This is a genomic window from Streptomyces sp. NBC_01635, from assembly GCF_045209715.1.
GTDB classification, from domain to species: domain Bacteria; phylum Actinomycetota; class Actinomycetes; order Streptomycetales; family Streptomycetaceae; genus Streptomyces; species Streptomyces hirsutus.
In genome coordinates this window covers 3,666,859-3,687,548 of sequence record NZ_CP109277.1, presented here as the reverse complement: position 1 = coordinate 3,687,548, position 20,690 = coordinate 3,666,859, and the positions used below count along the sequence as shown (strand labels likewise).

Sequence of the window (20,690 nt, the reverse complement as noted above, 5' to 3'; positions counted from 1 at the left end):
CATGTCCGGTGACAGCGCCGCTTCGGGCTCCGGCCGGCCCGGGGACCGACCGGAGCGGCCTGTCGGCCGGACGCCCCGGGGCCGCCCCTCGGGGCGTTCCCGTTGGGGGCGCCCCAGGGAGGGCGGGCTGCTCCAGGGCGGAGTTCAGGGCAGCCCGGTCATCCGCCTGTTCGTGCGCTGGGTGCGCCGACCGCTGCTGCCCGTCATGCGGCTGTGGCGGCGCAACATCCAGCTCAAGGTCGTCGTCACCACGCTGCTGATGTCGCTGGGCGTGGTCCTGCTGCTGGGCTTCGTCGTCATCGGCCAGGTGCGCAACGGCCTGCTGGACGCCAAGGTGAAGGCGTCCCAGAGCCAGGCCACCGGCGGGTTCGCGGTGGCCAAGCAGCAGGCCGACGAGGCCGCGAGCGGCACCCGCGAGGACGCGTCCACGGTGGACGGCCGGTCCTCGCAGAGCGTCATCCAGTGGATGAGCGACCTCGTGGAGTCGCTCTCCAGCGGCGGCCAGGGCGCCTTCGACGTGGTCACCCTGCCCATGGGCGACGAGAGCGGCGGCGGGCGCGGTCCGCGCGCCTCCGGGCACGTCGACCCGGCGGAGAGCGTGCCCGGCAATCTGCGGGAGCGGATCGACACCGACACCGGGGCCGCGCAGCGGTACACGCGGATCGTCTACAGCAACGGCGCCGACTCCCAGCCGGGTCTGGTCATCGGCAAACAGGTCAACGACCCCAACGGTGATCCGTACCAGCTGTACTACCTCTTCCCGCTGACGCAGGAGGAGAAGTCGCTGAGCCTGGTCAAGGGCACGCTGGCGACCGCCGGTCTGTTCGTCGTCGTCCTTCTCGGGGCCATCGCCTGGCTCGTGGTGCGGCAGGTCGTGACGCCGGTGCGGATGGCGGCCGGAATCGCCGAGCGGCTGTCCGCCGGACGGCTCCAGGAACGGATGAAGGTCACCGGCGAGGACGACATCGCGCGGCTCGGCGAGGCCTTCAACAAGATGGCGCAGAACCTCCAGCTGAAGATCAACCAGCTCGAGGACCTGTCGCGGATGCAGCGCCGGTTCGTGTCGGACGTGTCCCACGAACTGCGGACACCGCTGACGACCGTACGGATGGCGGCGGACGTCATCCATGAGGCGCGTGAGGACTTCGACCCGGTGACCGCCCGGTCGGCCGAACTGCTCGCCGACCAGATCGACCGGTTCGAGTCACTGCTCTCGGACCTGCTGGAGATCAGCCGCTTCGACGCGGGCGCGGCCGCCCTGGAGGCGGAGCCGGTCGACCTGCGGACCGTCGTACGGCGTGTGGCCGGCGGGGCCGAGCCGCTCGCCGAGCGCAAGGGCACGCAGATCAAGGTGGTCGGCGACCAGCAGCCCGTCGTCGCCGAGGTCGACGCCCGGCGCGTGGAGCGCGTCCTGCGCAACCTCGTCGTCAACGCCGTGGAGCACGGCGACGGCAAGGACGTCGTCGTCAAGCTCGCCGCGGCGGGCGGGGCGGTCGCGATCGCGGTGCGGGACTACGGCGTCGGACTCAAGCCCGGAGAGGCGACCCGCGTCTTCAGCCGCTTCTGGCGGGCGGACCCGGCACGCGCGCGGACCACGGGCGGTACCGGGCTGGGCCTGTCCATCGCCCTGGAGGACGCGCGGCTGCACGGCGGCTGGCTCCAGGCATGGGGCGAGCCGGGCGGCGGCTCGCAGTTCCGGCTGACCCTGCCCCGGACGGCGGACGAGCCGCTGCGGGGCTCTCCGATACCGCTGGAGCCCAGGGACTCGCGGCGCAACCGCGGACTCGACGACGCCGGCGCCCCGCACGGCGGCGGGGACGGCGAGAAGCGGGCCACCCTGCCCGCACCGCCCGCGGACACCGAGGGATCGGCCCGCGCGGCCCGCGATCCGCTCGGCCCGCTGTCGGCCGCGGTGACGCCTACGGCCGACCCGACGGCGCTGCCCGGCAACGGCGCGCGCGTGGTGCCGCGGTCGGCCGCGGGAGCTCCGCTCCGGGGGGAGCCGGCGGGACCGGCCGCCGGGGACGCGGCGCCTGCCGGCGCGGAGGCCGATGCCGGTGGGACTGCCGACGCCGGTGACGTGGACGAATTGGACGAGCTGGACGAGCTGGACGGCCTGGACGATGTGGACGGTCTGGAAGGGTTCGACGGCCTCGGGGACAGGCAGGGGGAGACTTCGCGTGGGCGGTGAGCGCGCAGGACGCGGCCGAAGGACGCCGGCACGGATGATCGCGTACGCCACCAGCGGTGCCGTACTGCTGACCGGGTGCGCCTCGATGCCCGACAGCGGGGATCTGCGGGGCGTGGAGTCCACGCCCCGGCAGGACGCGCAGGTGCGGGTGTTCGCGATGCCGCCGAGCGAGGACGCGTCGCCCACGCAGATCGTGCAGGGCTTCCTCGAGGCGCTGACGAGTGACGATCCGGACTACAGGACCGCGCGCCAGTATCTGACCGCCGAGGCGGCCGAGGCCTGGAAACCCGAGCTGTCCACCACGGTGCTGGCGGACGGGCCGGGCGCGCAGGCCGACCCGCCGGGCCGGGAGGAAACAGGCGAGGTCTCCTTCACCCTGACCGGCGACAAGGTCGCCACCGTGGACGCGCAGCAGGCGTACGCGTCCGCCACCGGGCCGTACGACAAGCTCGTGCGTCTCACGCAGGACGCGAAGAGCGGGCAGTGGCGTATCGCCGGGGTGCCGCAGGGCGTCGTCATGGGGAAGTCGGACTTCCAGCGCAACTACATGTCCGTCAGCAAGTACTACTTCGCCTCGAACACCATGAGGGCCGCCGCGGACGGGCCGCCGATGGCGGTCGCCGACCCGGTGTACGTCCGCAGCCATGTGGAGCCCACCACCCAGATGGTGCGTTCCCTCCTGGGCGGGCCCACGACCTGGCTGGACCCGGTCGTCAGGTCGGGCTTCCCCGAGGGCGTGGCGCTGCACGAGGACGCCGGGCCGCTGACGGCGGACGACCGCGGCAAGCTGACCGTGCCGCTCAACGGCAAGGCGGCCGGCACCGGCACCAAGCGGTGCAAGGAGATGGCCGCCCAGCTGTTGTTCACGCTGCGCAACCTCAGCCCCGCCGTGGACGAGGTCGAGCTGCGGGCCGACGGGAAGCAGCTGTGCTCGCTGACCCAGGAGGCCATCGGGACCGTGGCCGACCGGGGCTCGCCCAACAGCCCCAACTACCTGTACTTCGTCGACGGGGAGCACCGGCTGGTGCGGATCCCCGCCGACAGCGACGCCGCCCAGCCGGACCCGGTGCCCGGGGCGCTCGGCGAGGGCGAGACCTTGCTGCGGTCGGTGGCCGTCTCACGGGACGAACGCGCGGCGGCCGGGGTCGCGCTCGACGGAGGGGCACTGTACGTCGGATCGCTCGTGCCGGGCGGTTCGCTCGGGGAGCCCGTGCTGAGCAGCCGGGGCACGTCCGAGGAGGACCGGCTGACCGCGCCCAGCTGGGACGCGCAGGGTGGCCTGTGGGTGGCCGACCGTGATCCCGCCGATCCGCGGCTGTTGCTTCTCGAGGAGGGCTCGGGTGAGCCGCTGGAGGTGCGCACTCCGGGCCTGGACGGGCGTATCCAGGCGGTCCGGGTGGCCGCCGACGGGGTCAGGATCGCGCTCGTCGTGGCGAAGGGCGACCGGCGCTCCCTGATGATCGGACGGATCGAGCGGAGCGGGACGAACGGTCAGGAGGGGCCGGCCGGGCCGGCCGAGAAGACCGGCGCGCGACCCGCCGTGACCGTGCTGCAGATGCGGCCCGCGACGCCCGAGTTGGAGAAGGTCACCGCCATGTCGTGGACCGGCGACAGCCGGCTCGTCGTGGTCGGGCGCGAGGAGGGAGGGGTGGAGCAGATGCGGTACGTCGAGGTCGACGGCTCCGTACCGGAGGTCCCGCAGCCCGCCGCCCTGACCGGAGTCGAGGCGGTCACCGCATCCGCCGACGACAAGATGCCGCTGGTGGCGCACTCGGTGGACGGGATCGTCCGGCTGCCCTCGGGGGCCCAGTGGCAGAAGGTGACGGAAGGGATCGCGCCGGTCTATCCGGGGTGAGCGCTCACCGGCCGGGGGCCGGGCGTGCCGGGCGGGCCCGGCGTCACCGGCCGGGGGCCGGGAGTGCAGGGCCGGTCCGGTGGAGTTTTCCACAGGGGTGGCCGGGTGCGGTGGGCCTTGGCACAGTGGGGTCATGCGGGGTTGGTGGCAGGACCTTTCCGACCTGGTGCTTCCTGCCGAGTGCGGCGGATGCGGCAGGCCCCGTGCGGTGCTGTGCGCCCGGTGCCGTGCGGCGCTGAGCGGTGCCGCGCCTCGCCGGGTGCGGCCGGAGCCGGAGCCGGCCGGGCTGCCGGTGACGCACGCCGCGGCCCGGTACGCGGACGAGGTGCGCGCCGCGCTGCTGGCCCACAAGGAGCGTGGCGCCTTGGCCCTGACCCGGCCGCTGGGCGAAGCCCTGGCGGGAGCGGTGCGCGCGGGGCTGCGGGAGGCGGCGCGGCTGGGCTCGGGCGGGCTGGTGGGGCCGGTCCACGGCGATCGCGGCGCGGTGCTGCTGGTGCCCGTGCCGTCCGCGCCACGAGCCGTGCGGGCCCGCGGTCATGACCCGGCCCTGCGGATCGCCCGGGCGGCGGCGGGTGTACTGCGGCGCCAGGGGGTACCCGCTTCTGTACTTCCCGCGCTGCGGCAGCGGCGGGGCGTGGCCGACCAGTCGGAACTCGACGCCCGGCAGCGGCTGGCCAATCTCGCCGGCGCGCTGGCGGTGGCACCGGGCTGCGGCCGGCTGTTGTTGCGCGGTGGGCAGGTCGTCCTCGTGGACGATCTGATGACCACCGGGGCCTCGCTGGCGGAGGCCGCGCGGGCGGTGCGGACCGCGCTGCGGGCCCCGGGCCCGGACGCGGTGGAGCACGTGCTGTCCGCCGGGACATGCACGCGGACACGTACGGAAGTACGTACGGAAGTACGTACGGGAGTGGGTGCGCAGGTGCGGGCGCAAGAGGATCTCGGGGTCGATTCGAGTATTTCGGCGCCCGCGTTCGTGTACAGAGGGGAGAGGTGGGAAAGGAGAGGAGAACAACGAAACGGACCGGCTCACGTGAGGGCGGGTCGGCGGTTCGGCTGGTCAGTGGGCACGGCGGGTACGGACAGGGCCGACCGGCCCATTGACGTGAAGTGCGCTGCGGTTGTTGCGGCTTCACCGGGTTCTTTCAAAATAAACCGGAACTGATGGGGAACTTGCATCGTTGCAGGTAGTGAGAGTGTAAATTCACCTGAACGGAGGTATGCGGTAGGAGAGGGTGACGACATCCGTCCGGGCGAGATATGTTCGGTCGTGAGGGAAAGCCGCAGGCCACACCTCTCGAATCCGAATGCCGTGCTGCGGGTTTTTTTCATAATCACCCGGGCCGGTGGACCGGAGATCTCGCCCATGGGGGAGGAGGCGGAAGTCGCCGAGTCCGAGGTTCCGGGGCTGAACCGGAGCCTGGTGTAAAAGGGAGACACTCCGCACCGAGGCGGAGTGATCCGGGAACGGAGTTCTGCGTGGACATCGTCGTCAAGGGCCGCAAGACCGAGGTGCCCGAGCGGTTCCGGAAGCACGTGGCCGAGAAGCTGAAGCTGGAGAAGATCCAGAAGCTCGACGGCAAGGTGATCAGCCTCGACGTCGAGGTGTCCAAGGAGCCCAACCCCCGACAGGCCGACCGCAGCGCCCGGGTGGAGATCACGCTCCATTCCCGCGGTCCGGTGATCCGGGCGGAGGCAGCGGCGGGCGACCCGTACGCGGCGCTCGACCTGGCAGCGGAGAAGCTGGACGCCCGGCTGCGCAAGCAGCACGACAAGCGTTACTCGCGGCGCGGAGCGCGCAGGATCTCGGCAGCGGAGGTCCCCGCCCACGTCCCCGACGCGGCGACACTCAACGGTACGGGAGCACTGTCCTCCGAGGAGGGGTCGGAAGCCGTCCCCACCAAGAAGATCGGCTCGCTGGAGGTGCAGGGCGAGGGGCCCCTCATCGTCCGTGAGAAGACCCACGTGGCCGCCCCCATGACCCTGGACCAGGCGCTCTACGAGATGGAGCTGGTCGGGCACGACTTCTATCTGTTCGTCGACTCCGAGACCAAGGAACCCAGTGTCGTCTACCGGCGGCACGCCTACGACTACGGCGTGATCCACCTCAGCACGGACACCATGGTCACGCAGCCGCATGCTCCCGAAGCGGGCGGGATGCTCGGCGGCTGACCGAACCGAGTCACAGCTGGGCCGGTGCCCCTGGTGCGCGCATGTGCGCCCCCAGGGGCATCGGTGTGCGACCACTTCGCACCCCGAGCTGTCACCCCGGTGCCGTCCGGGCATGGAATCATGGCGGCAACGGCCCAAACGGTGGGCCGTTGCCTTGGGTTGGCGATGGCTCAGGACCACAGGCCACAGCCTTCAGGGGGAGGAACGATGGCGGACAGCTTCGGACCGATGCGTGGAGAGGACTCCGACGACAGCGGCACCGGCACGGGGCCGGACGCGGGCTCCCGGTACGGGGAGCCGGCGAAGGAGGCGGACCGGGAGCCGATCAGAGTCCTCGTGGTGGACGACCACGCGCTGTTCCGTCGCGGTCTGGAGATCGTGCTCGCGGCCGAGGAGGACATCCAGGTCGTCGGCGAGGCGGGGGACGGCGCGGAAGCGGTGGAGAAGGCCGCCGACCTGCTGCCGGACATCATCCTGATGGATGTGCGGATGCCCAAGCGGGGCGGTATCGAGGCGTGCACCTCCATCAAGGAGGTGGCCCCCAGCGCGAAGATCATCATGCTGACGATCAGCGACGAGGAAGCCGACCTCTACGACGCCATCAAGGCGGGCGCGACCGGTTACCTCCTCAAGGAGATCTCCACGGACGAGGTGGCCACCGCCATCCGGGCGGTGGCCGACGGGCAGTCGCAGATCAGCCCGTCCATGGCGTCGAAGCTGCTCACCGAGTTCAAGTCGATGATCCAGCGCACCGACGAGCGCCGGCTGGTGCCCGCGCCCCGGCTGACGGACCGTGAACTCGAAGTACTCAAGCTCGTCGCCACGGGGATGAACAACCGGGACATCGCCAAGGAGCTGTTCATCTCCGAGAACACCGTGAAGAACCATGTGCGCAACATCCTGGAGAAGCTGCAGCTGCACTCCAGGATGGAGGCGGTGGTCTACGCGATGCGGGAGAAGATCCTCGAGATCCGCTGAGCGCCGTCAGGCGAGGGCGCGGGACAGTTCCGCGGTGAGCGGCTCGCGCAACTCCGGTGCGTCGACCCGCTCCACGCGGACGTCCGTGCAGTCCACCCAGCCCGCCGCCTCCACCAGGGCCTGTGCGACGGCGGGGACCGCCTTGGGGCCGTCCAGCGTGACCTGCTTCGCCACCAGGGTGCGGCCCTCGCGGGCCGGGTCGACGCGGCCGACGAGCCGGCCCCCGGCGAGCACGGGCATCGCGAAGTAGCCGTGCACCCGCTTCGGCTTCGGCACGTAGGCCTCCAGGCGGTGCGTGAAGCCGAAGATCCGCTCGGTGCGCGCCCGCTCCCAGACCAGGGAGTCGAACGGGGACAGCAACGTCGTACGGTGGCGTCCGCGCGGGGGAGTGGCGAGGGCCTCCGGATCGGCCCAGGCCGGCTTGGACCAGCCTTCGACCGCGACCGGCACCAGGCCCGAGTCGGCGATCACCGCGTCGACCTGCTCCCCCTTGAGCCGGTGGTAGTCGGCGAGGTCCGCGCGGGTGCCGACGCCGAGTGACCTGCCGGCCAGGCCGACCAGCCGGCGCAGGCACTCGGCGTCGTCCAGCTCGTCGTGCAGCAGGGCTGTGGGGATCGCGCGCTCGGCGAGGTCGTAGACCCGCTTCCAGCCGCGGCGCTCGACGCACACCACCTCGCCGTACATCAGGGCCCGCTCGACGGCGACCTTGGAGCCGGACCAGTCCCACCACTCGCTGGTGCGCTTCGCGCCGCCCAGGTCGGTCGCCGTGAGCGGGCCCCGGGCGCGGAGCTGTTTGACGACCTGGTCGTAGGCGCCGTCGGGCAGCTCGTGGTTCCAGTGCGGGCGGGCGCGGTAGGCGCGGCGGCGGAAGGCGAAGTGCGGCCACTCCTCGATCGGCAGCAGGCAGGCCGCGTGCGACCAGTACTCGAAGGCGCGCGGCGGCTCGGCCCCGGACTTCCAGTACGCGTCCTCGACCGTCGCCCGGCCGACGGCGCCGAGACGGGCGTAGGGGATCAGTTCGTGGGAGCGGGCGAGGACGGAGATGGTGTCGAGCTGCACCGCGCCCAGGTGACGCAGGACCCCCCGGATGCCGGAGCGGCGGTCGGGGGCGCCCAGGAAGCCCTGCGCCCGCAGGGCGATGCGGCGGGCCTCGGCTGCCGAGAGGTCCGTGGACGGACGAGGGAGGGTCGTCATACGTCCGCACGATAGAGGGCGGCACTGACAACGGCCGGACAGAGGGCGGCACTGGAAACGGCCGGGCGGCGGGCTGGGACCTGCCCGGCGGATCAAGACCGGAGGCGGTCGGCGGTGTTTGTCAGGACAGGGGGCTCCGGCACGATCCGCCTGACGGGCCGTCGGGCCCTGGGCGGGCACCGCGGCCCGGGGACGATCCGAGCGGTTCCTTGCCGCCACTCGTCGCCCCCTGCCACCCCTGATCCGGACCGGAGACCGTCCGGAGATCGGACCGGGGAGGCCCGCAGACCGCCCCGGAGCCTCGCCCGAGCCCCGGCTTTCGGACCGGAGCGGCCCGGAAGCCGGACCGGAGCGGCCCGGAAGCCGGACCGGAGCGGCCCGGAAGCCGGACCGGAGCGGCCCGGAGGCCGGGCCGGGGTGATCCGAGGTCGGTCCGGGGCCGGAGGGCGTCACTGCTTGGCGGGCAGGTAGGGGACCGTCGAGGCGAGGCCCAGGTCGGACGGGAGCAGGGAGCCGATCCAGCAGTCGCGCAGCACCCCCTTGTTGTTGAGCGAGGAGCGCAGGGTGCCCTCGAGGACGAAGCCCGCCCGTTCCGCCACCGCGCGGGAGGCCCGGTTGCCGACCTCGGCGCGCCATTCCACGCGGTCGACGGACATCTTCGTGAAGGCCCAGCGCGACACGGCGACCGCGGCCTCGGTGATGTAGCCGTGTCCGCGGTGCTCCTTGACGCCCCAGTAGCCGATCTCCCCCACCCCCAGGGACCGCATGGTGATGCCGAGCATGCCGGTGAGCTCCCCGGAGGGGAGGAAGAGGCCGAAGGTGAACATCGAACCGCTCGCCCAGCCGTCCGGGACCATCTGCTCCGTGAAGCCCCGCGCGTGCTCGGGAAGGTACGGGGAGGGAACCGTGGTCCAGCGCTGGATGTCGGAGTCCTGGCAGGCGGCGTACACGGCGTCGGTGTCCTGGGGGCCGGCCGTGCGCAGCAGAAGACGGTCGGTGGTGAGGGTGACGGGGTCCATCGGCCGATTCTGCTCGCGGAGGAGAAGGAGACGCCAACTCTTTGCCGTGTGTGAGGAAAGAGTCACCCTTCGTGCAATTCGGTGGGCGGGGCGGCACCATCCGGAGGGCACGGGCGTTGTCCCTTTGAAAGCGGCCGTGAAACAGATATGACGCTGTGCGCGGCCACGGTCACGGCAGGCCTCCCGGCGTGGTGGGGTCCTCGCATACGATGGCCGTTGCTCAGCAATGAAATGGAAACCGACCGTCCCAGGCCCGACCGGCAAGGAGACCACCCCCCGTGTCCGTCCTCTCCAAGATCATGCGTGCAGGCGAAGGCAAGATCCTGCGCAAGCTGCACCGCATCGCGGGCCAGGTCAACTCCATCGAAGAGGACTTCGTCGACCTCTCCGACGCCGAGCTGCGGGCCCTCACCGATGAGTACAAACAGCGGTACGCCGACGGCGAGAGCCTGGACGACCTGCTCCCCGAGGCCTTCGCCACCGTCCGTGAGGCCGCCAAGCGCGCCCTGGGCCAGCGGCACTACGACGTGCAGATCATGGGCGGCGCCGCCCTGCACATGGGATACGTGGCCGAGATGAAGACCGGTGAGGGCAAGACCCTCGTCGGCACCCTGCCCGCGTACCTCAACGCGCTGTCCGGCAAGGGCGTCCACATCATCACCGTCAACGACTACCTGGCCGAGCGCGACTCCGAGACGATGGGCCGCGTCCACAAGTTCCTCGGCCTGGACGTCGGCTGCATCCTGGCCAACATGACGCCGGCCCAGCGCCGCGAGCAGTACGGCTGCGACATCACCTACGGCACGAACAACGAGTTCGGCTTCGACTACCTGCGCGACAACATGGCGTGGTCCAAGGACGAGCTGGTCCAGCGCGGCCACAACTTCGCCGTCGTCGACGAGGTCGACTCGATCCTCATCGACGAGGCCCGTACGCCGCTGATCATCTCCGGCCCGGCCGACCAGGCCACCAAGTGGTACGGCGACTTCGCCAAGCTGGTCAAGCGCCTCAAGCGCGGCGAGCCCGGCAACCCCCTCAAGGGCATCGAGGAGACCGGCGACTACGAGGTCGACGAGAAGAAGCGCACGGTCGCCATCCACGAGTCCGGAGTCGCCAAGGTCGAGGACTGGCTGGGCATCGACAACCTCTACGAGTCGGTCAACACCCCGCTGGTGGGCTACCTGAACAACGCCATCAAGGCGAAGGAGCTCTTCAAGCGCGACAAGGACTACGTGATCATCGACGACGAGGTCATGATCGTCGACGAGCACACCGGCCGTATCCTCGCGGGTCGCCGCTACAACGAGGGCATGCACCAGGCGATCGAGGCGAAGGAGGCGGTGCCGATCAAGGACGAGAACCAGACGCTCGCCACCATCACCCTCCAGAACTTCTTCCGCCTCTACAAGCGCAGCGACCACGGGGGCAAGGAACAGCCCGGCCTGTCCGGCATGACCGGTACGGCGATGACCGAGGCCGCCGAGTTCCACCAGATCTACAAGCTCGGCGTGGTGCCCATCCCGACCAACCGGGACATGGTCCGCAAGGACCAGGCGGACCTGATCTACCGCACCGAGGTCGCCAAGTTCGAGGCCGTCGTCGACGACATCGAGGAGAAGCACGGCAAGGGCCAGCCGATCCTCGTCGGCACCACCTCGGTGGAGAAGTCCGAGTACCTCTCGCAGCAGCTCAGCAAGCGCGGCATCCAGCACGAGGTGCTGAACGCCAAGCACCACGACCGTGAGGCGACGATCGTCGCCCAGGCCGGCCGCAGGGGCGCCGTCACGGTGGCGACCAACATGGCCGGCCGCGGTACGGACATCAAGCTGGGCGGAAACCCCGAGGACCTCGCCGAGGCGGAGCTGCGCCAGCGCGGCCTCGACCCCGAGGAGCACATCGAGGAGTGGGCGCACGCCCTGCCGGAGGCGCTCGGACGGGCCGAGGACGCGGTCAAGGCCGAGAAGGACGAGGTCGAGCGGCTCGGCGGGCTCTACGTGCTCGGCACCGAGCGGCACGAGTCGCGGCGGATCGACAACCAGCTGCGCGGCCGTTCCGGCCGTCAGGGCGACCCCGGCGAGTCCCGCTTCTACCTGTCGCTCGGCGACGACCTGATGCGCCTGTTCAAGGCCCAGATGGTCGAGCGTGTGATGTCCATGGCGAACGTGCCGGACGACGTGCCGATCGAGAACAAGATGGTCACGCGCGCGATCGCGTCGGCCCAGTCGCAGGTCGAGACGCAGAACTTCGAGACCCGTAAGAACGTCCTGAAGTACGACGAGGTCCTCAACCGCCAGCGCGAGGTCATCTACGGCGAGCGGCGCCGCGTCCTGGAGGGCGAGGACCTGCAGGAGCAGATCCACCACTTCATGGACGACACCATCGACGCCTACGTGCAGGCGGAGACGGCCGAGGGCTTCCCCGAGGACTGGGACCTGGACCGGCTGTGGGGCGCCTTCAAGCAGCTCTACCCGACCAGGATCACCGTCGAGGAACTCGAGGAGGAGGCCGGCGACCGGGCCGGGCTGACGGCCGAGTACATCGGCGACACCATCAAGGAGGACATCCGCGAGCAGTACGAGCAGCGTGAGGCGCAGCTCGGCTCGGAGATCATGCGGGAGCTGGAGCGCCGGGTCGTGCTGTCGGTCCTGGACCGCAAGTGGCGCGAGCACCTCTACGAGATGGACTACCTCCAGGAGGGCATCGGCCTGCGCGCGATGGCGCAGAAGGACCCCCTGGTCGAGTACCAGCGCGAGGGCTTCGACATGTTCACCGCGATGATGGACGGCATCAAGGAGGAGTCCGTCGGCTACCTGTTCAACCTGGAGGTCCAGGTCGAGCAGCAGGTCGAGGAGGTCCCGGTCGAGGAGGAGGCGGCGCCGTCGTTGGCCAAGACCCCGCAGGACGCGGTGCCCGCGCAGGCGGGTTCCCGGCCGGAGATCCGCGCCAAGGGGCTCGATGCCCCGCAGCGGCGGAACCTGCACTTCTCCGCGCCGACGGTGGACGGCGAGGGCGGCACCGTCGAGGGCGAGTTCGCCGAGGACGAGCCGGTGCGCTCCGAGGCCGACGGCCTCACCCGCGCCGAGCGCCGCAAGCAGGCGCGGGGCGGACGCCGCCGCAAGAAGTGACCACGGCTCCGCCGGGAGCGATGAGCTGCCGGCGGAGACGGCCCGAGGGCCGGACACCCCTGGGGTGTCCGGCCCTCGGGCGTCTACGGGGCCAGGCAGGGGCGTAGGGGGCCTGGCAGGGCCGTGCGGGGCCCGCACGGCCCGGTGGCGGGGTGCGGCGCTCAGTGGCCGTGCGGGCGGGGCGGACGGGGGCCGCCCAGTTCCACGGCGGTGCAGCGCCAGCGCAGGTCGTGGCCCTGTTCCAGACGGAAGGCCATGGCCCGCAGCCTGTCGCCCGCGCCGATCCGGGCGAACACCTCGAGGGCGCCCTCGCGGGGGACGTAGTAGCCGATGTCGCGCACGACCGGGCGGGTACCGCGGGTACGCAGCGGACCGCGTTCGGCGAGGTCCGCCAGCTCGTCGTAGGCGCGGCCCGCGGTGTGCCGGAGCATGGAGTGGACGGGCCGCTGACCGCTCAGGACGGCGAGGAGCAGTTCGGCGAAGTGGTCGGTGGGGCGGGGCTGCGGAACGGGCCGGCGGGGGGTCCGGGCGGGCACCCGGGGGACGGCCGGAGCAGGTGCGGGACGGATGAGCGGTGCGGGGACGGCGGGCGGCGCGGGAACGTCGGTGAGGTACGGCGGTCGGAGGGCGGCGGGACGCGGGGCCCGGGCCGGGACGGCCCTCGCGGCGCGTACGGAGGCTTCCTGCGCGGGGCCGGCGGACAGCGGCAGGGGGTGAGGACGTCCGGGCGCCGCCGCGGCTGTCGCGGTCAAGGACGGCGGGCGGTTGTCGGTGGGGCGGGTGGAGGCGGCGCCGGCCGAGGGAGAGGGACGGCCCTCACCGGGTGACGGGGCGGGCGCGGTGCCACCCGAGGGGATGCGGGGAGGGGTGGTGCCGGTCGGGCGGCGCATGTCGCGGCGGCCGGGAGGACGCGTACCGGTGCGGTGCTGAGCCCTGGTCATGACCTTGTTCACGGGACCCCGTTCGACGGGCCGGGCGTCGCCGCCGGCCGGGGGACCGGGGCGATACCGGGCGGTAACTTCGTGGTTGGGGATCTTGTACGGGGCGGCGGAGGGCGACGGCAAGGCGCCGTGAGCCGTGTCGGGACGGCGGGAGGATTCACTTATCCGAGTGAATGACGGCCGGTCGATCCCGTCCGGGAGCGGGCGTGCCGGGTGAATTCCGGGCTCGGGGTGGACACCGCCGAGGGGGTGGGCGGGAACCCGATGGGGGACGCCGCACGTACCCTGAAGGCTCACCCGGCCGGATGCGGCCGCCCCAGAGGTGCCCCGCGATCCCCGGCGGACCTCCGACCACGAAAGCTGCCCACATGCGCGTCAAAGCCGCCGACATGCGCGTCTACGTCCCCCTGACCCTCTCCGGTCTCGCCGAGGCGTACCGGACGGGAGAGCTGGGCGCCGGGCGGTTCCCCGCCTACGGTGTGACGCCCGCGCTGCGAGAGTGGTACCCCTCCGAGTACGCCGAGGACCAGGAGTACGCGGCGCTGGGCTTCGCCGCGCTGGCCTCGCTGCGGCTGCTGGCCGCGGACGCCGGCGCGCCGCGGCGCCGGGTCGTGGTCGCCGTGGACGTGCCCGACGGGGCGGTCTCGGCCGATCCGGCCGGCCCCGGTGCGCTGTGGGTCGACGGGCCCGTACGGCTGGACCGGGCGGCGGCGGTGCACGTGGACGCGGCGGACGCGGAGCCGGACGTGACGGCGGCCGCGCAGGCGCTGCCCGCGGCGGACGGCGGGGACGACGGCGCCCAGTCCGTCGTGGACGGGGCGGAGGAGCACGAACTGCTGTGGTACGCCACGCAGGAGATCCCGAACCTGCTGGGGCCGGCGGTCTGAGGTCTTCCGTTCGCACCGGGCCGGACCGGGGAGAGGCCCGGTGCCGGCGTCGCGTTCCCGGCCGCCGGGTGCGGCGCCGATCCGGTGGTCTCCCGGCTGTCAGTGGCGGCGGGTACTTTTTTCCCATGGGGATGCACAGGGACGCGCACATCGTCTGGGACTGGAACGGCACGCTGTTCCACGACGTCGACGCGGTCATCGGAGCGACGAACGCCGCCTTCGCCGAGCTCGGCCTGGAGCCGCTCACGCTGGAGCGGTACCGGGAGCTGTACTGCGTGCCGGTGCCGAAGTTCTACGAGCGGCTGATGGGACGGCTGCCCACCGAGGCCGAGTGGGAGCTGATGGACGCGACCTTCCACCGGTACTACACCGAGCACCGGGTGCGGTGCGCGCTCGCCGAGGGGGTGGCGGAGCTGCTGGCCGGATGGTCGTCGGCGGGGCGCAGCCAGTCGATCCTCAGCATGTACGGGCACGAGGACCTCGTGCCCCTGGTCCGGGGCTTCGGCATCGAGTCCCACTTCCTGCGCGTCGACGGGCGGACCGGCCCGTCCGGTGGCGGCAAGTCGGAGCACATGGCGCGCCACCTCGGCGCGCTGACCGGCGTGGACCCGGCCCGCACGGTGGTGATCGGGGACGCCGCCGACGACGCGCTGGCCGCGCGGCACGTGGGGGCGGGAGCCGTGCTCTACACCGGCGGTTCGCACAGCAGAGCCAGCCTCGAAGCGGTGGGGGTGCCGGTGGTGGACACGCTGGCGGAGGCCGTCGAGGAAGCGGAACGCCTGGCAGCCTGAGCCGGACGCCTGAGCCGGACGCCGGGCGCCACGGCGAAGGGCGGTCGGCGGGAAACGGACGGCGGACGACCAGGAAGCGGACGGCGGACGACCGAATGTCGCCGGAAACGCACTGTGCAGAACGTCAAAGTTCCACCCCATGTTTTGTACACATACGGCTCATGACGGGCCCCCCGCGAGGGGGGATAGCCTGGGTGGCGTGATCAGCGCGATAGCTCGCGGGGGCCTCGTCGTCCCCGTTGTGCGCCCGGAGAGCACGGACGACATCCGTGACCGGGCGGCGCTCGCTGGTCCTCGCGGGCGGGACGGGACCCGGAGGGTCCCCGAGGCGCGCCACATCTCCCGGGTACGGACGTCGCGGAGAGCAGCGTCACACCCGTCGGGCGCGCCGGAATTGGCAGAGAAGCCCCCGCTCGTCTCATCCTGCGGCATAGCGTCGGTACGGAGCGGACACCCCGCGCCGTACCACCGCACCGCGGGCGCAGAGACCGTACTTCCTTCTACGTCACGCAATGGCGCGCGACAGGAGCCAGAGGACAATGCAGACCAAGCTGGACGAAGCAAAGGCCGAGCTGCTCGAAAAGGCCGCCCGGGTAGCTGAGAACAGCCCGGCCGGGGGGAAACTGCCGACCGGGACCACGGACAAGGGCATGCCCGACCGGGACACCGTGCTCGCGTTCCTCCAGCGCTACTACCTGCACACTGCCCCGGAGGACCTTGTCGGCCGCGACCCGGTCGACGTCTTCGGAGCCGCCTTCTCGCACCTCCGGCTGGCCGAGAACCGTCCCCAGGGCACGGCCAACGTCCGGGTCCACACCCCGACCGTCGAGGAGAACGGCTGGACGTGCAGCCACTCCGTCGTCGAGGTGGTCACCGACGACATGCCCTTCCTCGTGGACTCCGTCACCAATGAGCTGACCCGGCAGGGCCGCGGCATCCACGTCGTCATCCACCCGCAGGTGGTGGTGCGCCGCGACCTCACCGGCAAACTGATCGAGGTGTCCGCCGCACCCGCCGGGGGCGAACTCCCGCACGACGCCCACATCGAGTCCTGGATCCACGTCGAGACCGACCGCGAGAGCGACCGCGGCGACCTCAAGCAGATCACCGCCGACCTGCTGCGCGTCCTGTCCGACGTCCGCGAGGCCGTCGAGGACTGGGGCAAGATGCGGCAGGTGGCGACCCTGCTGGCCGAGGACCTGCCCGACGAACCCGTCCCCGTGGACGTGCCGGGCCCGCAGGTCGAGGAGGCCCGGGAGCTGCTGCGCTGGCTCGCCGACGACCACTTCACCTTCCTCGGCTACCGCGAGTACCAGCTGCGCGACGACGACTCGCTGGCCGCCGTCCCCGGCACCGGCCTCGGCATCCTGCGCTCCGACCCGCACCACGCCACCGACGAGGACCACCCGGTCAGCCCGTCCTTCGAGCGGCTGCCCGCCGACGCCCGGGCCAAGGCGCGCGAGCACAAGCTGCTCGTCCTGACCAAGGCCAACAGCCGGGCCACCGTGCACCGGCCGTCGTACCTGGACTACATCGGCGTCAAGAAGTTCGACGCGGACGGCAACGTCGTCGGCGAGCGCCGCTTCCTCGGCCTGTTCTCCTCGGCCGCCTACACCGAGTCCGTCCGCCGGGTCCCGGTGATCCGCCGCAAGGTCGAGGAGGTCCTCGAGCGCGCCGGCTTCTCGCCGCACAGCCATGACGGGCGCGACCTGCTGCAGATCCTGGAGACCTACCCGCGCGACGAGCTCTTCCAGACCCCGCCCGACGAGCTCCGGGCCATCGCCACCTCGGTGCTCTACCTCCAGGAGCGCCGCCGCCTGCGGCTCTACCTGCGTCAGGACGAGTACGGGCGCTACTACTCCGCCCTCGTCTACCTTCCCCGCGACCGGTACACCACCGGTGTGCGGCTGAGGATCATCGACATCCTCAAGGAGGAACTCGGCGGCATCAGCGTCGACTTCACCGCCTGGAACACCGAGTCGATCCTCTCCCGGCTGCACTTCGTGGTCCGCGTCCCGCAGGGCACCGAGCTGTCGCAGCTGTCCGACCAGGACCGGGAGCGCATCGAGACCCGGCTGGTCGAGGCCGCCCGCTCCTGGGCCGACGGCTTCGGCGAGGCCCTCACCGCGGAACTGGGCGAGGAGCGCGCCGCCGAACTGCTGCGCCGCTACGCGAACGCCTTCACCGAGGGGTACAAGGCCGACCACACCCCGCGCGGCGCCGTCGCCGACCTGGTCCGGATCGAACAGCTCGACGACGAGCAGAACTTCGATCTCAGCCTGTACGAGCCGGTGGGCGCGACCCCCGAGGTGCGCCGCTTCAAGATCTACCGCAAGGGTGAGGCCGTTTCCCTCTCGGCCGTGCTGCCCGTGCTCCAGCGGCTCGGCGTCGAGGTCGTCGACGAGCGGCCCTACGAGCTGCGCCGCGACGACGGCAGCGTGGCCTGGGTCTACGACTTCGGACTGCGGCTGCCCAAGGCCGCCGGCGGCGCCGACCACCTCGGCGACGACGCCCGTGAGCGGTTCCAGGAGGCCTTCGCGGCGACCTGGACCGGCAAGGCGGAGAACGACGGTTTCAACGCCCTGGTGCTGAGCGCCGGACTGACCTGGCGTCAGGCGGTGGTGCTGCGCTCCTACGCCAAGTACCTGCGCCAGGCGGGCTCCACCTTCAGCCAGGACTACATGGAGGACACCCTCCGCAACAACGTCCACACCACCCGGCTGCTCGTCTCCCTGTTCGAGGCGAGGATGTCGCCGGAGCGGCAGGGTGCCGGCTTCGAGCTGGTGGACGCTCTGCTGGAGGAGGTCGACGCCGCCCTCGACGAAGTCGCCTCGCTCGACGAGGACCGCATCCTGCGCTCCTTCCTCACGGTGATCAAGGCGACGCTGCGCACCAACTTCTTCCAGGAGACGAGCGGCGGCCGCCCGCACGACTACGTCTCCATGAAGTTCGACCCGCAGGCCATGCCCGACCTGCCGGCGCCCCGCCCGGCGTTCGAGATCTGGGTGTACTCGCCGCGGGTCGAGGGCGTGCACCTGCGGTTCGGCAAGGTCGCGCGCGGCGGCCTGCGCTGGTCGGACCGCAGGGAGGACTTCCGCACCGAGATCCTCGGCCTGGTCAAGGCGCAGATGGTGAAGAACACCGTCATCGTGCCGGTCGGCGCCAAGGGCGGCTTCGTCGCCAAGCAGCTTCCGGACCCGTCCGTGGACCGCGACGCCTGGATGGCCGAGGGCATCGCCGCGTACAAGACGTTCATCTCGGCGCTGCTCGACATCACCGACAACATGGTGGCCGGCGAGGTCGTGCCCCCGGTCGACGTGGTCCGGCACGACGGGGACGACACCTATCTCGTCGTCGCGGCCGACAAGGGCACCGCCAGGTTCTCGGACACGGCCAACGAGGTCGCCCAGGCCTACGACTTCTGGCTCGGTGACGCCTTCGCCTCCGGCGGCAGCGCCGGATACGACCACAAGGGCATGGGCATCACCGCCCGCGGCGCCTGGGAGTCCGTCAAGCGGCACTTCCGGGAACTGGGCGTGGACACCCAGAGCCAGGACTTCACGGTCGTCGGCATCGGCGACATGTCCGGTGACGTGTTCGGCAACGGCATGCTGCTGAGCGAGCACATCCGGCTGGTCGCCGCCTTCGACCACCGGCACATCTTCATCGACCCCACCCCGGACGCGGCCCTCGGCCACGCCGAGCGCCGCCGCCTGTTCGAGCTGCCGCGCAGCTCCTGGGAGGACTACAACACCGACCTGCTGTCGGCCGGCGGCGGCGTGTTCCCGCGCACCGCCAAGTCCATCCCGGTCAACGCCCAGATCCGCGAGGCCCTCGGCCTCGACTCCGGCGTCACCAAGATGACCCCGGCGGACCTGATGCAGGCGATCCTCAAGGCGCCGGTGGACCTCCTGTGGAACGGCGGCATCGGCACGTACGTCAAGGCGTCGAGCGAGTCCAACGCCGACGTCGGCGACAAGGCCAACGACCCCATCCGCGTCGACGGCAGGGACCTGCGGGTCGCCGTCGTCGGCGAGGGCGGCAACCTGGGCATGACCCAGCTCGGCCGGATCGAGGTCGCGCTGCACGGCGGCCGGATCAACACCGACGCCATCGACAACAGCGCCGGCGTGGACACCTCCGACCACGAGGTGAACATCAAGATCCTGTTCAACACCCTGGTCGCGAACGGCGACATGACGGTCAAGCAGCGCAACAAGCTGCTCGCCTCGATGACCGACGAGGTCGGCCGGCTGGTGCTGCGCACCAACTACGCGCAGAACACCGCCCTCGCCAACGCCCTGGCCCAGTCCAAGGACATGCTCCACGCCCAGCAGCGCTTCATGAAGCACCTGGTGCGCGAGGGCCACCTCGACCGGGCCCTGGAGTTCCTGCCCACCGACCGCCAGATCCGCGAGCGGCTGAGCGCCGGGCAGGGCCTGACCGGCCCGGAGACGGCCGTCCTGATGGCCTACACGAAGATCACGGTCGCCGACGAGCTGCTGAGCACCTCACTGCCCGAGGACCCGTATCTCAAGGTGCTGCTGCACTCGTACTTCCCGGCCGCGCTGCGCGAGCAGTTCGCCGACCGGATCGACGCGCACCCGCTGCGCCGCGAGATCACCACGACCGTCCTGGTCAACGACACGGTCAACACGGGCGGTACGACGTACCTGCACCGGATGCGGGAGGAGACCGGAGCGTCGCTGGAGGAGATCGTCCGGGCCCAGACCGCGGCCCGCGCGATCTTCCGGTCCGCCATGGTGTGGGACGGGGTCGAGGACCTCGACACCGTGGTCGCGGCGGACGTCCAGACCCGGATCAGGCTGCACTCGCGCCGGCTGGTGGAGCGCGGCACGCGCTGGCTGCTGAACAACCGGCCGCAGCCGCTGGAGCTCGAGGAGACGGTGACGTTCTTCGCCGAGCGCGTCGAACTGGTCTGGTCGCAGCTGCCGAAGCTGCTGCGCGGCGCGGACCTGGAGTGGTTCCAGAAGATCCACGACGAGCTGGCGGGCGTCGGTGTCCCGGCGGAACTCGCCACCCGTGTGGCAGGGTTCTCCTCCGTGTTCGCGGCGATCGACATCGTCTCGGTGGCCGACCGCACGGGCAAGGAGCCGCTGGACGTCGCCGAGGTGTACTACGACCTCGCCGACCGGCTGCGCATCACCCAGCTGATGGACAGGATCAGCGAGCTGCCCCGCGCCGACCGCTGGCAGTCCATGGCCCGCGCGGCGATCCGCGAGGACCTGTACGCGGCGCACGCGGCGGTCACGGCCGACGTGCTGGCGGCGGGCAACGGCACGTCGACACCGGAGCAGCGGTTCAAGGTGTGGGAGGCGAAGAACGAGGCCATCATCGGCCGGGCCCGCACCACCCTGGAGGAGATCCAGAGCTCGGACACCTTCGACCTGGCGAACCTGTCGGTGGCGATGCGGACCATGCGGACGCTGCTGCGCTCGCACGCGTAGGGGGCCGTACGCGCCCGCCCCGCTCACGGCGCACAGCACAACCCGCAGGGGGCGCCCCGGACCGTCGTGTCC

At 71.5% G+C, this 20,690-nt stretch carries 12 protein-coding genes; 9 read left to right on the top strand and 3 right to left on the bottom strand.

The genetic code is table 11. The features are described 5' to 3' along the window. Position 1 precedes the first annotated feature (1 nt). The 5 genes from mtrB to OHB56_RS17140 all read left to right on the top strand — a co-directional run bounded on the left by mtrB (position 2) and on the right by OHB56_RS17140 (position 7,193). Positions 2–2,191 carry an MtrAB system histidine kinase MtrB gene (gene mtrB / locus OHB56_RS17160; RefSeq protein WP_406354255.1) on the top strand — a complete coding sequence of 730 codons (2,190 nt, stop codon included), beginning with the start codon at positions 2–4 and terminating at the stop codon, positions 2,189–2,191. Continuing rightward, a complete protein-coding gene (locus OHB56_RS17155; RefSeq protein WP_406354253.1) occupies positions 2,181–4,046 on the top strand; it encodes an LpqB family beta-propeller domain-containing protein in 1,866 nt (621 codons plus the stop codon). Before mtrB ends, OHB56_RS17155 begins: the two co-directional genes overlap by 11 nt. A gap of 133 nt (positions 4,047–4,179) precedes the next feature. Continuing rightward, positions 4,180–5,208 (top strand): ComF family protein, encoded by a 1,029-nt coding sequence (locus tag OHB56_RS17150; protein WP_406354251.1) that lies wholly within the window; start codon positions 4,180–4,182, stop codon positions 5,206–5,208. A 314-nt stretch (positions 5,209–5,522) separates the two neighbouring features. Beyond that, positions 5,523–6,215, top strand: a complete 693-nt coding sequence (gene hpf, locus OHB56_RS17145; protein WP_355898134.1) for a ribosome hibernation-promoting factor, HPF/YfiA family — start codon at positions 5,523–5,525, stop codon at positions 6,213–6,215. Between the two features lie 207 nt (positions 6,216–6,422). After that, positions 6,423–7,193, top strand: a complete 771-nt coding sequence (locus OHB56_RS17140; RefSeq protein WP_055595157.1) for a response regulator transcription factor — start codon at positions 6,423–6,425, stop codon at positions 7,191–7,193. Between the two features lie 6 nt (positions 7,194–7,199). Here OHB56_RS17140 and OHB56_RS17135 read toward each other — a convergent pair whose 3' ends face one another. Together OHB56_RS17135 and OHB56_RS17130 are read right to left on the bottom strand one after the other, a co-directional pair. Continuing rightward, a complete protein-coding gene (locus OHB56_RS17135) occupies positions 7,200–8,387 on the bottom strand; it encodes a DNA glycosylase AlkZ-like family protein (protein ID WP_326753051.1) in 1,188 nt (395 codons plus the stop codon). A 449-nt stretch (positions 8,388–8,836) separates the two neighbouring features. Continuing rightward, positions 8,837–9,406, bottom strand: coding sequence for a GNAT family N-acetyltransferase (locus OHB56_RS17130; protein ID WP_406354248.1), 570 nt, complete (start codon positions 9,404–9,406; stop codon positions 8,837–8,839). Positions 9,407–9,684: 278 nt separating this feature from the next. Between OHB56_RS17130 and secA the strand changes: the two genes are divergently transcribed. Next, the gene (secA, locus tag OHB56_RS17125) at positions 9,685–12,531 is read left to right on the top strand and encodes a preprotein translocase subunit SecA (RefSeq protein ID WP_326753049.1); all 2,847 of its coding nucleotides are present in this window, start codon (positions 9,685–9,687) and stop codon (positions 12,529–12,531) included. A 161-nt stretch (positions 12,532–12,692) separates the two neighbouring features. Here the strand turns inward: secA and OHB56_RS17120 are convergent, their stop codons facing one another. After that, positions 12,693–13,484 (bottom strand): Rv3235 family protein, encoded by a 792-nt coding sequence (locus OHB56_RS17120; RefSeq protein ID WP_406354245.1) that lies wholly within the window; start codon positions 13,482–13,484, stop codon positions 12,693–12,695. Positions 13,485–13,861: 377 nt separating this feature from the next. Between OHB56_RS17120 and OHB56_RS17115 the strand changes: the two genes are divergently transcribed. The 3 genes from OHB56_RS17115 to OHB56_RS17105 all read left to right on the top strand — a co-directional run bounded on the left by OHB56_RS17115 (position 13,862) and on the right by OHB56_RS17105 (position 20,618). Next, positions 13,862–14,359, top strand: coding sequence for a DUF6912 family protein (locus tag OHB56_RS17115; protein WP_326757018.1), 498 nt, complete (start codon positions 13,862–13,864; stop codon positions 14,357–14,359). A gap of 125 nt (positions 14,360–14,484) precedes the next feature. Next, complete coding sequence (locus OHB56_RS17110) at positions 14,485–15,150, top strand: HAD family hydrolase (protein WP_055597945.1); 666 nt, start codon at positions 14,485–14,487, stop codon at positions 15,148–15,150. A 539-nt stretch (positions 15,151–15,689) separates the two neighbouring features. After that, a complete protein-coding gene (locus OHB56_RS17105; RefSeq protein ID WP_406354243.1) occupies positions 15,690–20,618 on the top strand; it encodes an NAD-glutamate dehydrogenase in 4,929 nt (1,642 codons plus the stop codon). Positions 20,619–20,690: the final 72 nt, after the last annotated feature.

Coding starts and splice junctions, on each gene's coding strand:
- OHB56_RS17105 (WP_406354243.1), top strand. CDS start 15,690: ATGCAGACCAAGCTGGACGAAGCAAAGGCCGAGCTGCTCGAAAAGGCC.
- OHB56_RS17140 (WP_055595157.1), top strand. CDS start 6,423: ATGGCGGACAGCTTCGGACCGATGCGTGGAGAGGACTCCGACGACAGC.
- mtrB (WP_406354255.1), top strand. CDS start 2: ATGTCCGGTGACAGCGCCGCTTCGGGCTCCGGCCGGCCCGGGGACCGA.
- OHB56_RS17150 (WP_406354251.1), top strand. CDS start 4,180: ATGCGGGGTTGGTGGCAGGACCTTTCCGACCTGGTGCTTCCTGCCGAG.
- OHB56_RS17115 (WP_326757018.1), top strand. CDS start 13,862: ATGCGCGTCTACGTCCCCCTGACCCTCTCCGGTCTCGCCGAGGCGTAC.
- OHB56_RS17110 (WP_055597945.1), top strand. CDS start 14,485: ATGGGGATGCACAGGGACGCGCACATCGTCTGGGACTGGAACGGCACG.
- OHB56_RS17135 (WP_326753051.1), bottom strand. CDS start 8,387: ATGACGACCCTCCCTCGTCCGTCCACGGACCTCTCGGCAGCCGAGGCC.
- OHB56_RS17130 (WP_406354248.1), bottom strand. CDS start 9,406: ATGGACCCCGTCACCCTCACCACCGACCGTCTTCTGCTGCGCACGGCC.